This window comes from Rhizorhabdus antheiae, from assembly GCF_049889055.1.
In the GTDB taxonomy this organism is placed as follows: Bacteria; Pseudomonadota; Alphaproteobacteria; order Sphingomonadales; family Sphingomonadaceae; genus Rhizorhabdus.
This window is the reverse complement of sequence record NZ_JBLTWO010000002.1, coordinates 49,452-63,636: the sequence shown is the minus strand read 5'-3', so window position 1 is coordinate 63,636 and position 14,185 is coordinate 49,452. Positions and strand designations below refer to the sequence as shown.

Here is a 14,185-nt window from a genome sequence, read left to right as displayed (position 1 = left end):
CTATCACGACCCACCTCCTTGTGCGGGAGGCGCGGCAATCGACTCAGGCTTCGATTTTCGAAAAGTCCGCGACGTTGTGCACCGCAGCACGGATTTTTTCAAGCAAGGCCAGACGAGTGTTTCTTTTGGCCTCGATAGGATCATTGACGATCACCGCCTCGAAAAAGGCGTCGATCGGCCCGCGCAGCGACGCCAATGCCGACATGGCGGCACCGAAATCCTCAGCCTCGACAGCGGCCGCCGCGCGCGGCTCGGCCGCATCCAGCGCGTCGATCAGCGCCTGTTCGGCCGGCTCCGGTGCATAGTCGGGGGTCGCTGTCGCACCCGCCGGGACGCCGCCTTCCTTCTTGAGGATGTTCGCGGCACGCTTGTAACCGGCAAGCAGGTTCGCGCCATCTTCGGTCGCGACGAACGCCTGCAGCGCCTCGACCCGCGCCAGCAGGCGGACGAGATCGTCCTCCCCACCCAGCGCGAATACCGCGTCGATCAGGTCGTGGCGGATGCCGGCCTCGCGCTGCTGGACTTTCAGGCGGTCGGCGAAGAACTCCCCGACCTTCTCCTCGATGCGGCCCGAAAAAACGCTACTAAAGTCATCAAGATCGTCTTCGACACTTGTTAGCAAAGCACTCTCTAGTCGAAACCTCAGCTGATTTTTAAGGATCAGGCCAATAACCCCCAGAGCAGCTCGGCGCAGTGCGAAAGGGTCTCTGGAGCCGGTAGGCCCCTCGTTAATCAAGAAAAATCGAGTCAGACTATCCAGCTTGTCTGCCAGGCTCACCGCGACCGTAACGGGCGCAGTGGGGATTTCATCGCCTTGTCCAACCGGCTTGTAGTGGTCGCGAATCGCGTCGGCGACGGCGTCGGGCAGGCCTTCCGCGCGGGCGTAATAGCCGCCGATGATGCCCTGAAGCTCTGGGAACTCGCCGACCATCCCGGTCACAAGATCTGCCTTGGCGAGACGCGCCGCCTGTTCAGCCTGATCTGCAATGGCCGCGTTAGACGCGCTTCGGTCCCCAACGATACCCTGCTCGACCAGCCACCGCGCCAGCTTGGCCACGCGGTCAACCTTGTCGGCAACGGTACCAAGCTTCTCGTGAAACACGATCTGATCGAGCTTATTCGCCTGCTCGGCGAGCGGCACCTTCAGGTCCTGCTCCCAGAAGAACTTCGCATCCGACAGGCGGGCGGCGAGCACCTTGCCGTTGCCGGCGACGATGCCCTCGCCGCCATCCTTCGCGCTGATATTCGCGGTGCAGATGAAGGCCGGCGCGAGCCGCCCCTCGGCGTCGTTCAGCACGAAATATTTCTGGTTGGTGCGCAGCGTCAGCTGGATCACCTCGCGCGGCACTTCGAGGAAGGCCGGGTCGAAATGGCCGAGCAGCGGCACCGGCCATTCGGTCAGGCCGGCATTTTCGGCGACCAGCCCCTCATCCTCGACGACGACCAGTCCGGCGGCGGCGGCGAGGTCAGCGGCGCGGCTGCGGATGATCTCGCGGCGCTCGGCCGGGTCGACGATGACATGGCAGGCGCGCAGCTTCTCGACATAGTCGGCGGCGCTGCCGATCGTGATCTGGCCCGGATGGTGGAAGCGATGGCCGACGGTCGCGGCACCGCTGACAATGCCGTCGATCTCGATCGGGACGATCGCCTCGCCCAGCAGGGCGACGATGCCCTGGAGCGGGCGCACCCATCGCAGCGCAGATGTCGACGAAGAGGCCGTACCCCAGCGCATCGACTTCGGCCAGGGAAAGGCGCGGACGATCGCGGGTATCGCCTGCGACAGCAGCTCGACCGTCGAGCGGCCGGGCTTCTCGATCACCGCGAACAGGACACCGTCCCGCTCGACCAGCTGCTCGCGGGTCAGGCCGGTCTTGCGGAGGAAGCCTTCGAGCGCCTGCGGCGGCGCGGAGGCCTTGGGGCCTTTGACCTCTTCGGACGAGGCCGCCGTCTGGACCGGCAGGCCGTGCGCGATCAGCGCGAGCCGGCGCGGCGTCACATAGCTGGTGATCTTTTCGGCAACGATGCCGGCCTTGCCCAGTTCGTCGGTCAGCATGCGGGCGAGATCGGCCGAGGCCTTCTCCTGCATCCGCGCCGGAATTTCCTCGGACAGAAGCTCGAGCAGGAAATCGGTCATCACAGCTCCTCCCCGGTCACGGGGAGGGGGACCGCGAAGCGGTGGAGGGGTGCCGTCGCCAGCGCCACCATCGCGTTCATGCCCGCCACCGCCGAACGCGGCGTCTTCACCAGAGTCTCAGCAGCCACTCTCAGCACCTGATATCCATTCTCTTCAAAAAGCGACGGGCCAGGGGCGAGCGTCGCTACCCCTCCACCGGCTGCGCCGGTCCCCCTCCCCGTCCCGGGGAGGATCATGCCCGCACCCACGCCAGAATATCCGCCATCACAGGTCCTCCCCGGCCACGGGGAGGGGGACCGCGAAGCGGTGGAGGGGAGGATCATGCCTCCCACCCGTTATGCGCCATCCAGGCGGCGCAGGCGCCCTTCGCCAGGTCGCGGACGCGGCCGATATAGGCCTGGCGTTCGGCGACCGAGATCACCCCGCGCGCCTGCAACGTGTTGAAGATGTGGCTCGCCTTGATCGCCTGGTCATAGGCGGGCAGCGGCAGCGGCTTTTCGCGGTCGAGCAGCGCGCGGCATTCGTCGGCGGCCTGGGTGAATTGGCGGAACAGCGTCTCGGTGTTCGCCGCCTCGAAATTATAGGCGCTGAACTGGCGCTCATTTTCGAGGAAGACGTCGCCATAGGTGACGCCGTCGTCGTTGAAAGCGAGGTCGTACACCCGGTCGACGCCCTGGATGTACATCGCCAGCCGTTCGAGCCCGTAGGTCAGCTCGCCGGCCACCGGCTTGCAGTCGAAGCCGCCGACCTGCTGGAAATAGGTGAACTGGGTCACCTCCATGCCGTCGCACCAGACTTCCCAGCCGAGGCCCCAGGCGCCCAGCGTCGGGCTTTCCCAATCGTCCTCGACGAAACGGATGTCGTGCGCCAGCGGGTCGATACCGATCCGCTCGAGGCTGCCGAGATAGAGCTCCTGCAGATTGGGCGGGCTCGGCTTCAGGATCACCTGATATTGATAATAATGGCCGAGCCGGTTCGGGTTCTCGCCATAGCGGCCATCGGTCGGGCGGCGCGACGGCTGGACATAGGCCGCCTTCCAGTGCTGCGGACCCAGCGCGCGGAGCGTGGTCGCCGGGTGAAAGGTGCCCGCGCCCATCTCCATGTCATAAGGCTGCAGGATCACGCAGCCCTGCTCGCTCCAATAGTCGTGGAGCGTCAGGATCAGGCGCTGGAACGAGAGCGGCTTGGTCGCCAAGACGAAGGTCCTTCGGGCGGGATTGAACTTGCCGCGCCCTTTGCGTCAGGGGGCCTTGCGGGTCAAGGAAAACGGCCTTGCACGCGCGGCCCTCGTAATTGCGCCTGGCTCTTTCTACATGGAGTGAATGAAGCTGTTTCGACGCGCCGTCTCGGCCCTCCTCGCCCTGCTCATTGCGTCGCCGGCCGCGGCCGCCCCCGCCCTGTGGAAGTTCGGCGACGCCGACACGACCATCTATCTGTTCGGGACGATCCACGCGCTGCCGCCCGGCTACGTCTGGGAGGACGAGCGCATTCGCAAGGCGATGGAATCGTCGGACACGCTGGTGATCGAGACGCTGGTCGACAAGGACCCCCGCGCCATGGCCTCGTTGTTCCCGCCGCCGGACGGCAGCCTGCCGCCGATTGTCGAGCGCGTCGCGCCCGAGGCGCGGCCGGCGTTCGAGGCGCTGCTGGTCAAGGCGAAGATCGATCCCGCAATGCTCAGCCGCATGCCGACCTGGCAGGCCTGCTTCGTCCTGATGGGCGCGATGATGCGCGATCTGGGCGTGCAGCGCGAGGCCGGGGTCGAAGACGGCCTGACCAGCGCCTTCGCCGCGCCGTCGGCCGCGCCCGTCGACAGCGCCCCGCCGTCGACACTGCCCGCATCTGCAACGACGAAGAAGATCGAAGGACTGGAGACGGTCGCCGACCAGCTGGCGATGTTCTCTACCCTGTCCGAGGCCGATCAGCGCGAGATGCTGACCAGCTTCGCTACCGGCAAGTCCGATGCCAAGGCCGATTATGACCGGCTGCTCAAGGCGTGGAGCACGGGCGACGAAGCGGCCATCGCCAGGCAGTTCGACGAGGACGAGGACCTGACCCCGCATCTGCGCGAGATATTGCTGCGCAAACGCAACGCCAATTGGGCGGCCTGGCTCAAGCAGCGGCTCGATCGGCCGGGCACGCTCTTCGTCGCGGTCGGCGCCGGGCATCTGGCGGGACCGGTGTCGGTGCAGAAGATGCTGTCGGCCGAAGGGATCGCCGTCGAACGGGTCGAACCGGCCAGCCGTTAACGCCGCTGCACGCTGCGGCGAGTCGTGACGAGGTCATCCGGCGCATCGCCGGTCATGTCCATGTTCACCTATTTTCGACGAAGCGTTGATGCCGCAAGGACTGCCGGAATGGCGGGCGGGGCGCTCGGAAATCACGCAAGGCCCATATCACGGGATCAGAAGCGACTCGCCCCGACATCTGACCCGAACGAATCCGTCCAAACTAAGCGCTCGGAAAGACACGGATTTTTTACCTAGGTAAAATTGGCAGATGGATTTTAAGAGCGCGTTAACCTTTTACCTTCATTAACGGCATGGTTAACACAGGTTGACGGGCAGCGCGGAGCGGCTGGGCTCCTCCCCCGGGTAAACAGGAACGGATCCTATGCGGGTTTTGCTGATCGAGGATGATCCCACCACCGCCAAGAGCATCGAGCTGATGCTCGGCGCCGAAGGCTTCAACGTCTACACCACCGACCTGGGCGAGGAAGGCCTCGATCTCGGCAAGCTGTACGATTATGACATCATCGCGCTCGACCTCAACCTGCCCGACATGCACGGCTATGACGTGTTGAAGAAGCTGCGCAGTTCCAAGGTCCAGACCCCCGTCATGATCCTGTCGGGCATCGGCGAGATGGACTCCAAGGTCCGCGCGCTCGGCTTCGGCGCCGACGATTATGTCACCAAGCCCTTCCACCGCGAAGAACTGGTCGCCCGGATCCACGCGATCGTCCGCCGCTCGAAGGGCCACAGCCAGTCGGTCATCCGTACCGGCAAGCTGGCGGTCAATCTCGACGCGAAGACGGTCGAGGTCGACAGCGCCCGCGTCCATCTGACCGGCAAGGAATATGCGATGCTGGAGCTCCTCTCGCTCCGCAAGGGCACCACGCTGACCAAGGAAATGTTCCTGAACCACCTTTATGGCGGCATGGACGAACCCGAACTCAAGATCATCGACGTGTTCATCTGCAAGCTGCGCAAGAAGCTGGCGCTGGCCTGCGGTGGCGAGAATTATATCGAGACCGTATGGGGCCGCGGCTATGTGCTGCGTGACCCGGAAGAAGGCGCCGTCGCCGCCTGATCACCCATTTTGCTACAGGGGCAAAAGCGAAGGCCGCGGTCCGGAAGGAGCGCGGCCTTCTTCGCGTCAGCGGTCAGCCGAGCGGGCGAACCTCGACGATCTCGATCGCATCGGCCTTGCCCCCGAAATCGGCATAGTCCCCCTCGCCCGCACCGATCAGCGCACGCGCCAGCGGCGACGAGAAGGAGATGGTGCGAGCGGCGGGATCGGCCTCGTCGTCCCCGACGATCGACACCTCGGCCTCCTTGCCTTTCAGCCTGTATCGCACCGCCGTGCCGAAGGCGGCCACATCGCCGGTCGCGGCGGGCTGCACCTCCATCGTCGCGCGACGGGTGGCCCAGTAGCGCTGATCGCGTCGCAGCGCCTTGATCTCGTCCTCCCCGGCCTTCCGCTCGACAGCCTCGGCGATCGCGGCCTCGATCGCCTCCAGCCGCTCGATCGTCAGCCGCGCGCCTCGCTCGGTCACGCGATTGGGGCCGGGCGGGATCGGCAGCTCGAATTTGGGTTCGAGATGTTCATCGTCGCTCTCGCGGCGGAAGGCGACGCTCATGCCCGCACCACGATCGAGACGCCATCGCCTGGCGTCGCGACATGACGGCGCACACCGACCTTCTTGAGGAACAGCCACAGCGCCTCGACATGGATGCCGGCCACGACCTTCAGCGTCAGCAATGGGTGGCGCAGGAAAGCGCCAAGCAGCGCCCGATCGCTCAGTTCGCGGCGATCACCCTGGAAGGCGGCAACGATCAGCGGCCCGTCGGCATCGCCGCCGGCCACGACGACACGTGTCTTCCCCATCGGAGGCTCGACCGTGAAATCATAGCGCATATCGAGATCCATGAAGGGCGAGACGTAGAAGGCCTTGTCACAGGTCTGGCGGATCAAGGCTCCGTCCGCGCCTGCATCGGTCACGGGAATGACGTAGCTGTGGCGCTCCTTGAAGGTATTTGTCACCTCATAGATGATAGTCGACAGGGTCCCGTCGCGGCGGTGGCAGAACCAGACGCTCAGCGGATTGAAGACATGGCCCAGCATGCGCGGCATCGTCAGCAAACGGATGGCGCCGCCGTCGGGTTCCTGACCGGCCTGCCGCATCAGAGCCTCGATCTGCGGCCGCAACGGTTTCCCCGAGCGATCGGCATAGTCCCGGTCCTGAAAGGAAAAGAGGTTCCAGCGGTTGCGCGAGAAAAGCCGGCATGCGCCGTCGATGCGGTCGATCTCGTCGAGGTCGAACAGGCATTGGAACATGCGGTAGCGCAGGGTGTGGCCGCGCGGCCGGAAACGGCGGTGGAAAACCTCCCCCGCATAGATGGCAGATTTCACTCGGCGGCTTCCCGAACCGGGGCCAGATCGAGCGACAGGCGACCATTGGCGTCCTCGACCGTCCACGGCCGCCGCGCGCCGAGCATCTCGGCTACGGCAAGCCCTGCCTGCAACCCATCCTCGTGGAAGCCGGCGCCGAGATGCGCGCCGCAGAAGAAGGTGTTGCGCTGCCCCTGGATCGCCCAGATCCGGTGCTGGGCGTCGAGTGCGGCATGGTCGAAGATCGGGTGATCGAAGCTGGTGCGGCTGATCTCCAGCTTGGGGTCGATCGGCCGGTGGGGATTGAGCGTGACGACCAGCGGATCGCGCGTGTAATAGCCCTGCAGGCGGTTCATCCAATAGCTGACGCACAGATCGCCGGTCGCGTCATTGGCATAGCGCCGTCCGAAATAATTCCATGCACCCCACAGCATCTTCCGCTTGGGCAGCAGCGTGGCATCCTGGTGCAGGACCGTCAGGTTGCGGCTGTAGCGGAACGCGCCGAGCAGTTCCTGTTCCTGCGGGCTCGGATCGGCGAGCATCGCCAGTGCCTGGTCGGCATGCGACGCGATGATCACATCGTCGAAGCGGTCGGACTGGCCCGAGCCATCGATGATGGTGACCTGTCCCGCCTTGCGCTCGATCCGGGCGACCGGGGTGCCGAGGCGCACCTCCCCCCGGAAGCCGGCGATCAGGCGATCGATATAGGTGCGGCTGCCACCGACGACAGTGCGCCATTTGGGCCGCGTGCCGAGGTCGAGCAGGCCATGATTGTTACAGAAGCGGACGAAGGCCTCGGCGGGATAGTCGAGCAGCGACTGCGCGGGGGCCGACCAGATTGCGGCGGCCATCGGCAGCAGATGGTCGTCGCGAAACGCCTCGCCATAGCGGCCCTGCTCGAGCAGCTGGCCGAGCGTCATCCCGCCGAAACCATCGGTGCGCGCGCCCATGTCGCGGTAGAAACGGACGAGGTTGCGCAGCATCGACCAGAAGCGCGGCGAGACGATATTCGACGGCTGGACGAACAGCTGCCACAGGCGGTCGCCCGCCGCATATTCGAGCTTCCCGTCGTCGAGCGACACCGCGAAGCTCATGTCCGTCACCCGGGTCGGCACGCCCAGATGTTCGAACATCGCGATCAGGTTCGGATAGGTGCGGTCGTTGAAGACGATGAAGCCGGTATCGACTCCCAGCACGCCGCCGACGCCGGTGTCGACATCGATCGTTCGCGTATGTCCTCCGAGACGATTTTCCGCCTCGTACAGCACCACCTCATTGTCCCTGGACAAGAGCCAGGCCGACGAAAGGCCGGTGATACCGCTGCCGACGACGGCGATACGCCGTCCTCTGCGGAAATTGGTCATGCTCCCACTACCCTTTACCCAACGCATTGCCCGTCTTGAGCTACGGCCCGACGGACGAACAGGTTGCGCCTTTGCCCTGGGTCGACTGCTACCCCGACGTCGACAAAGCGCAATGCGAAATTTCGTGCAACGGCTTGGCGGCTTTCCCCGTATGGGACTAGGAAAGCGCGACCTGGAGGGACAATTTCTTGAATCCGATCGTCAGCATTCTGGTCGCGTCGGCCGTATTATCCGTGATGATGGCCTCGGCCTGGGCCGTGCAGAAGGCGACCCACCAGTCGGGCTGGGCCGACGTCTTCTGGTCCTTCGCGATCGGGATCGGCGGACTGATCGTCGCGCTGATGACCAGCAGCGACGCCCCCCTGGCGCGCATCTGGCTCGTCGCCGGTCTCGTCGGCTTCTGGTCGCTCCGGCTGGGCTTCCACATCCTCGCCCGCACCGCCGAAGCGAAGAGCGAGGACCCCCGCTATGCCGAGTTCCGCCGCGAATGGGGCGACAGCTTCCAGCGGCGGCTGTTCCTGTTCCTTCAGATCCAGGCGCTGTGCGGCGTCGGCCTCGTGGTTACGGTGTTCGCGGCGGCGCATCGGCCCGGCCCCGCTCTGTCGATCACCGACTGGATCGGCCTTGGGTTGCTGCTCGTCTCGGTGGTCGGCGAAGGCATTGCCGATCGCCAGCTGCGCGCCTTCGCCAAGGACCCTGCGAACAAGGGCAAGGTCTGCGACAAGGGGCTCTGGACCTGGTCGCGCCATCCCAATTATTTCTTCGAATGGCTCGGCTGGGTCGCCTATCCGGTGATCGCCATCGACATCGGCGGAAGCTGGTGGCCCGGCTATCTGACGCTCATCGGCCCGCTTCTGATGTACTGGCTGCTCGTCCATGTCTCCGGCATCCCCCTGCTCGAGCAGCACATGCTCAAGAGCCGGGGCGATGCCTTCCGATCCTATATGGCGCGCACCAGCGCCTTCTTCCCCCTACCGCCCAGGAAAAACTGATGGACATTATCGCCACCGCCACCGCAGCCGTCGAACGGCTGCCGCTTCCCGATGCCGTGACGCTGGCGGGTGTTCGCTTCCTCGTCGGCCGCACCGCGCGCAAGCTGGCGGTCCAGGCCGACGCCGAAGCGGCCTTCGCGCGCGACATGGACAGCTTCCCGATCGCGATCCACACCGACGACGCCAATGCCCAGCATTATGAGGTGCCGGCCTCCTTCTTCGACCTGTGCCTCGGCCCGCGCCGCAAATATAGCTGCTGCTATTATGGAGATCCGAAGGACTCTATCGGCGATGCCGAAGAGCTAGCCTTGGCTCAGACGGTCGCTCATGCCGGCTTGGCGGACGGCCAGGAGATATTGGAGCTGGGCTGCGGCTGGGGCTCGCTCAGCCTCTACATGGCCGCGCGCTATCCGGGCGCGCGCATTACCGCCGTGTCCAATTCCCATTCGCAGCGCGAGCATATCGAGAAGCTGGCCCGAGCGCAGGGCTCGACCAACCTGACCGTCATCACCTGCGACATGAACGACTTTCAGGCGGATCATGCCTTCGACCGGGTCGTATCGGTCGAGATGTTCGAGCATATGTCGAACTGGCGCGCGCTGCTGACCAAGGTGAAGGGCTGGCTGAAGCCCGACGGCTATCTGTTCATCCATATCTTCACCCATGACCGGGCGAGCTACCGCTTCGACCATGCCGACAAGGCCGACTGGATCGCGCAGCATTTCTTCACCGGCGGAATCATGCCCAGCCATGGCCTGATCCGGCATTTCCCCGACCTTTTCACGGTCGAGGAGGAGTGGCGCTGGAACGGCGAACATTATGCGCGCACCGCCTTTGACTGGCTGGCGCGGTTCGACGCCAACCAGCCGGCCATCGCGGAGATTTTCCGCCAGACCTATGGTGCGGACGCCAAATTGTGGGAGCGGCGCTGGCGCCTGTTCTTCCTGGCCACCGCAGGCCTGTTCGGATTCGACGGCGGGCGGCCCTGGGCGGTTAGCCACTACCGGCTGAAACCATCGGCCCGATAGCGGCTACACACTGCGCCCGTCGAAGGGGCGGATCTCGACGGGCAGGTCCTGCCAGTCGTCGATGCAGCGCAGATTGAGGCTGATCCCATCCGGGTGCGAGCGCGGGCGATAGAAGCTCTTGATCCCGCATTGGGAACAGAAGATGTGGCGCGCCTTGCCCGACCCGAAGCGATAGGTGTTGGTGTCCTGCTTGCCGTCGAGCAGCCGGAAGCGGCTTTCGGGGATGATCAGGTGGAGGTAGCCGCTCATCGAACAGATCGAGCAGTTGCAATCGAGAATCCCGAACGGCCCTTCGCCGATCTCGGCCTCATACCGCAAGAGGCCGCAATGGCAGCCGCCCTCCACCTTCATCCCGTCACCCCTTCAAAATCGCTTTCGTGACCAGATAGCCGCCGGTCGAGCCGACCGCCGAGACGAACGAGCCCCAGATCATGTCGGCGATCGTGATCTTCGACGACCAGACGACCAGCGTCGCCTGATTGGTCAGGTCGTAGGTCGCATAGGCGAAGAAGCCGAACAACGCACCCTGGATCGCGGCGGTCTGCCACTGGCCGGCGTTCAGCGCCGGAGTCACCGCAAAATAGACGAGGCCGGCGATATAGAGAGCGTAGAAGATGATCGCAGGTGCCATGCGCGGCTCGGGCGCCAGAATCGATCCGATCACCGGGCGATACAATATGTCGACCGAGTATTTGAGCCAGACGAAATCGACGATCGCGAACACGATGAGCGTCGCGACATAGGACAGGGCGATACGGGTCATGCGGCTCTCCTTGCTGGAGGGATGATGGGCGAGAAGCGCGGTCCCGTCATCCTTGTGTTTCGGCTATGGAACGGCAATGTGGGCGCCAAGGCAATAGCCGGTGGTCGGACGTCCTTGCATTGCCGCTGTTCATGGTCCCCCGCGGTGAGATCATGATGCTCGATGAAGAGCCGGCTCGCGAGGCCGGCGGAAAATAGGAATGGCATGTCTGTAACGTCGCGCGGCAGAGGCAATGCCACGATCTTCATCATCGTTACCATCCTGATCGACGCGATCGGCTTCGGTATCGTCATTCCGGTCCTTCCGCGCCTCGTGATGGAGGTCGGCCACCTGACCCTCGACGAAGCGACGCGGATGGGCGGCTGGCTGGCAACGGTCTATGCCTTCATGCAGTTCCTCTGCGGCCCGCTCGCCGGCAATCTGGGGGATCGTTTCGGACGCCGGCCGATTCTGTTGCTCGCTCTGGCCGGGCTGTCGGTCGACTATATTCTGATGGGCTTCGCGCCCAATCTTGCCTGGCTGTTCGTGGGCCGGCTGCTGGCCGGCGTGTTCGGCGCGTCGTTCAGCCCCGCGACTGCCGCGCTGGCCGACATCACCGAGCCGGAGGACCGCGCGCGCCGCTTCGGCCTCGTCGGCGCGGCTTTCGGCCTCGGCTTCATCATCGGTCCTGCGATTGGCGGCCTGCTCGGCGAGTTCGGTCACAGCGTGCCCTTCTACGCGGCGGCCGCCTGCTCGGCTGCCAATCTGCTGTTCGGTACCTTCTTCTTCCCGGAAACGCTGGCGCGGGAGAATCGCCGCCCCTTCAGCATCGCGCGTGCCAACCCCATCGGTGCGCTGCTCGCCGCGCGCAGCCTGCCCGGCGTGTTGAGCCTCGCCGGCATATTGCTGCTCTGGAACATCGCCTCAATGGTCTATCCCGCGACCTGGGCCTATTTCGCCATCGCCCAATATGGCTGGTCTGACGGGATGGTCGGCGCTTCGCTGGCGCTGGCCGGCCTTTCGATGATAACGGTCCAGAAGGGGATATTGGGTCGCGCGGTCAAGCGTTTCGGCGAGCGACGTACCGCGATGCTCGGCGCCGTCGTCGCCGGAAGCTGCTATTTCGGCTATGCGCTGGTACCGCTGGCGTGGTTCGCGCTCGTCATGATCATCGTCTCCGCGCTCCAGGCGCTGGTGCAGCCGTCGATCACCGCCTTGATGTCGCGCCAGACCACCGCCGACCGGCAGGGCGAGATGCAAGGTTTCATCGGCAGCCTCAACGCGCTCGGTTCGATCGCCGGGCCCCTGCTGCTCAACCCCGCACTGGCCTGGTTCACCGGCCCGACCGCACCGTTCCATTTTCCCGGCGCGGCCTTCGTCATCGCGGCCAGCTTCGCCTTCGCGGCCTTCTTCGCCCTGGCCTTGTTCGAACGGTCGGATCGCAAGGCGGCGCCCGTTGCGGGCTGAGCGCGGTCAGATACCGTCGAGCATGGGGGCGTGGCCCATCTCGTTCAGTCCGCGCACCACCTCGGCCAGGCAGGCGTCGAGGATCGCCGCGTCGGTCGACCGGATCACGAAATTGGCGCCGACCCTCCCTTCGCGGAAAAAGGGATAGCTGCCGATCTGCGCGCCGGGGTGTGCTTTCTCGGCAGCGCCCAGAAAATCGGCGATCTCGCTTTCGGCGACCCAGCAGCCGACCGTTTTCGACAGCATGGGCTTGCCGCCTTCGAGCGTGTTGGACAGGGCTTCCAGCATCATGCCTGCAATGTGCGGCACGCCGGCCAGGATGAAGATGTTGCCGATCCTGATGCCGGGAGCACCCGACATGCGATTCTCGATCAGGTCGGCGCCTTCGGGCACACGGGCCATGCGCAGGCGGGCCTCGTTCAGGCCGCCGCGCGTCGAATAATAGTCGTCGAGGACGGCGCGGGCGCGCGGATGCACGACCACCGATACGCCCAGCGCCGCCGCGATGGCGTCGACCGTGATGTCATCATGGGTGGGCCCGATCCCCCCGGTCGTGAACAGATAGTCGTTCCGCGCCTTGAGCTGGGTGACCGCTTCGCCGATCAGATCCATGTCGTCAGCGACCACGCGCACCTCGGCAAGGCGGATGCCCTGCAGATTGAGCCAGAGCGCGACCTGCGCGATGTTACGGTCCTGCGTGCGGCCCGAGAGGATCTCGTCACCGATGACGAGCAGGGCGGCCGTCCAGACTCGGTCGGCGGAAGCGGAGGATATCTCGGTCATGGCGCGTCCATAGAGCGACGTGCGGCGGCGTGGAAGCTGCCTGAGGGGGCATCGCAGACTTTCTTGCCCGATCGACCGCGTGGCGGTCGAGGCTCGTAAACCGCGCAACTTTGGCCTATATGTGCCCGATGACCACCTACATTCTTGCCGACGATACGAGCACCAGCCATCCGCGCACCGGCGCGATCCGCCTGCACGGCCCAGAAGGGTTCGCCGGCATGCGCGCTGCCGGGCGCCTGGCCGCCGAGATATTGGACGCCCTGGTGCCGCACGTCGTGCCCGGCGTCAGCACGCTGGAACTCGACCGGATCGTCCACGACATGACGATCGCCGCCGGCGCCGTTCCCGCGACGATGCACTATCGCGGCTACACCCACAGCTGCTGCATCAGCATCAACCATGTCGTGTGTCACGGCATTCCCGGCGAACGCACGCTGAAGGACGGGGACATCGTCAATATCGACGTCACTCCCCTGCTCGACGGCTGGCATGGCGACAGCAGCCGGATGTTTCTGGTCGGCGACGTGGGGATCAAGGCGCGCCGGCTGGTCGAGGTGACCTATGAATGCCTTATGCTGGGCATCGAACAGGCGCGGCCGGGCAACCATCTGGGCGACATCGGCCACGCGATCCAGCGGCATGCCGAAAAGCACCGCTATGGCGTGGTACGGGACTTTTGCGGGCACGGCCTGGGCCGCGTCTTCCATGACGCCCCCGAAGTCGTCCATGTCGGCCGCCCCGGCACCGGACCCGAGCTGCGGCCGGGGATGCTGTTCACGATCGAACCGATGATCAATATCGGCCGCCCCGACGTGAAGCTGCTCGACGACGGCTGGACGGCGGTCACCCGCGACCGTTCACTGTCGGCCCAGTTCGAACATTCGATCGGCATCACCGACGATGGCTGCGAGATATTCACGGCCAGTCCCAAGGGCCTGCACCAGCCGCCCTATATCTGAGGGAATCGCGCAAGCTTGATTCGCTGATGGCACCATCGCTGAAATTTCATGCAACGCCTGCCTGAGTTTTAGGCAATATCCTCATATTTGCCCCGTTTCGCGGCA

General features: G+C 64.9%; 15 protein-coding genes. 6 read left to right on the top strand and 9 right to left on the bottom strand.

Going from position 1 to position 14,185, the window contains the following annotated elements; genetic code table 11:
- Positions 1-43: 43 nt before the first annotated feature.
- The 3 genes from glyS to ACNI3R_RS04625 all read right to left on the bottom strand — a co-directional run bounded on the left by glyS (position 44) and on the right by ACNI3R_RS04625 (position 3,329).
- Positions 44-2,134 carry a glycine--tRNA ligase subunit beta gene (gene glyS / locus ACNI3R_RS04635; protein WP_426180363.1) on the bottom strand — a complete coding sequence of 697 codons (2,091 nt, stop codon included), beginning with the start codon at positions 2,132-2,134 and terminating at the stop codon, positions 44-46.
- Entirely contained in the window at positions 2,134-2,262 is a 129-nt protein-coding gene (locus ACNI3R_RS04630; RefSeq protein ID WP_426180361.1) for a hypothetical protein, read from the bottom strand. Before ACNI3R_RS04630 ends, glyS begins: the two co-directional genes overlap by 1 nt.
- 191 nt (positions 2,263-2,453) lie before the next feature.
- Positions 2,454-3,329 (bottom strand): glycine--tRNA ligase subunit alpha, encoded by an 876-nt coding sequence (locus ACNI3R_RS04625; protein ID WP_426180360.1) that lies wholly within the window; start codon positions 3,327-3,329, stop codon positions 2,454-2,456.
- Positions 3,330-3,456: 127 nt separating this feature from the next.
- On the opposite strand from ACNI3R_RS04625, the gene ACNI3R_RS04620 reads away from it, so the two are divergent.
- A complete protein-coding gene (locus tag ACNI3R_RS04620; protein WP_426180359.1) occupies positions 3,457-4,383 on the top strand; it encodes a TraB/GumN family protein in 927 nt (308 codons plus the stop codon).
- A 364-nt stretch (positions 4,384-4,747) separates the two neighbouring features.
- Positions 4,748-5,443: a response regulator transcription factor CtrA gene (ctrA, locus tag ACNI3R_RS04615; protein ID WP_426180357.1), complete on the top strand. Its 696-nt coding sequence runs from the start codon at positions 4,748-4,750 to the stop codon at positions 5,441-5,443.
- A 73-nt stretch (positions 5,444-5,516) separates the two neighbouring features.
- On the opposite strand, the gene ACNI3R_RS04610 is transcribed toward ctrA, so the two are convergent.
- The 3 genes from ACNI3R_RS04610 to ACNI3R_RS04600 are packed head-to-tail and all read right to left on the bottom strand — an operon-like array spanning position 5,517 to position 8,109.
- Entirely contained in the window at positions 5,517-5,993 is a 477-nt protein-coding gene (locus tag ACNI3R_RS04610; protein WP_426180356.1) for a GreA/GreB family elongation factor, read from the bottom strand.
- Positions 5,990-6,766 carry a DUF1365 domain-containing protein gene (locus ACNI3R_RS04605; RefSeq protein WP_426180354.1) on the bottom strand — a complete coding sequence of 259 codons (777 nt, stop codon included), beginning with the start codon at positions 6,764-6,766 and terminating at the stop codon, positions 5,990-5,992. Before ACNI3R_RS04605 ends, ACNI3R_RS04610 begins: the two co-directional genes overlap by 4 nt.
- A complete protein-coding gene (locus tag ACNI3R_RS04600) occupies positions 6,763-8,109 on the bottom strand; it encodes an NAD(P)/FAD-dependent oxidoreductase (protein WP_426180352.1) in 1,347 nt (448 codons plus the stop codon). The genes ACNI3R_RS04605 and ACNI3R_RS04600 overlap by 4 nt, the downstream gene beginning before the upstream one ends.
- A 188-nt stretch (positions 8,110-8,297) precedes the next feature.
- Here ACNI3R_RS04600 and ACNI3R_RS04595 point away from each other — a divergent pair, with 188 nt between their 5' ends.
- Together ACNI3R_RS04595 and ACNI3R_RS04590 are read left to right on the top strand one after the other, a co-directional pair.
- Positions 8,298-9,101 carry a DUF1295 domain-containing protein gene (locus tag ACNI3R_RS04595; protein ID WP_426180350.1) on the top strand — a complete coding sequence of 268 codons (804 nt, stop codon included), beginning with the start codon at positions 8,298-8,300 and terminating at the stop codon, positions 9,099-9,101.
- Positions 9,101-10,129, top strand: a complete 1,029-nt coding sequence (locus tag ACNI3R_RS04590; protein WP_426180349.1) for an SAM-dependent methyltransferase — start codon at positions 9,101-9,103, stop codon at positions 10,127-10,129. Before ACNI3R_RS04595 ends, ACNI3R_RS04590 begins: the two co-directional genes overlap by 1 nt.
- A 3-nt stretch (positions 10,130-10,132) precedes the next feature.
- Here the strand turns inward: ACNI3R_RS04590 and ACNI3R_RS04585 are convergent, their stop codons facing one another.
- Both ACNI3R_RS04585 and ACNI3R_RS04580 read right to left on the bottom strand, forming a co-directional pair.
- Entirely contained in the window at positions 10,133-10,480 is a 348-nt protein-coding gene (locus ACNI3R_RS04585; protein ID WP_426180348.1) for a GFA family protein, read from the bottom strand.
- Between the two features lie 4 nt (positions 10,481-10,484).
- Positions 10,485-10,892 carry a DUF2177 family protein gene (locus tag ACNI3R_RS04580; protein ID WP_426180346.1) on the bottom strand — a complete coding sequence of 136 codons (408 nt, stop codon included), beginning with the start codon at positions 10,890-10,892 and terminating at the stop codon, positions 10,485-10,487.
- 204 nt (positions 10,893-11,096) lie between these two features.
- On the opposite strand from ACNI3R_RS04580, the gene ACNI3R_RS04575 reads away from it, so the two are divergent.
- Positions 11,097-12,338, top strand: a complete 1,242-nt coding sequence (locus ACNI3R_RS04575; RefSeq protein ID WP_426180345.1) for a TCR/Tet family MFS transporter — start codon at positions 11,097-11,099, stop codon at positions 12,336-12,338.
- Positions 12,339-12,344: 6 nt separating this feature from the next.
- On the opposite strand, the gene ACNI3R_RS04570 is transcribed toward ACNI3R_RS04575, so the two are convergent.
- On the bottom strand, positions 12,345-13,121 hold the full coding sequence (locus ACNI3R_RS04570) for a competence/damage-inducible protein A (protein ID WP_426180344.1): 777 nt from the start codon (positions 13,119-13,121) through the stop codon (positions 12,345-12,347).
- 119 nt (positions 13,122-13,240) lie between these two features.
- Between ACNI3R_RS04570 and map the strand changes: the two genes are divergently transcribed.
- Positions 13,241-14,080, top strand: a complete 840-nt coding sequence (gene map, locus ACNI3R_RS04565) for a type I methionyl aminopeptidase (RefSeq protein ID WP_426181440.1) — start codon at positions 13,241-13,243, stop codon at positions 14,078-14,080.
- Positions 14,081-14,185: the final 105 nt, after the last annotated feature.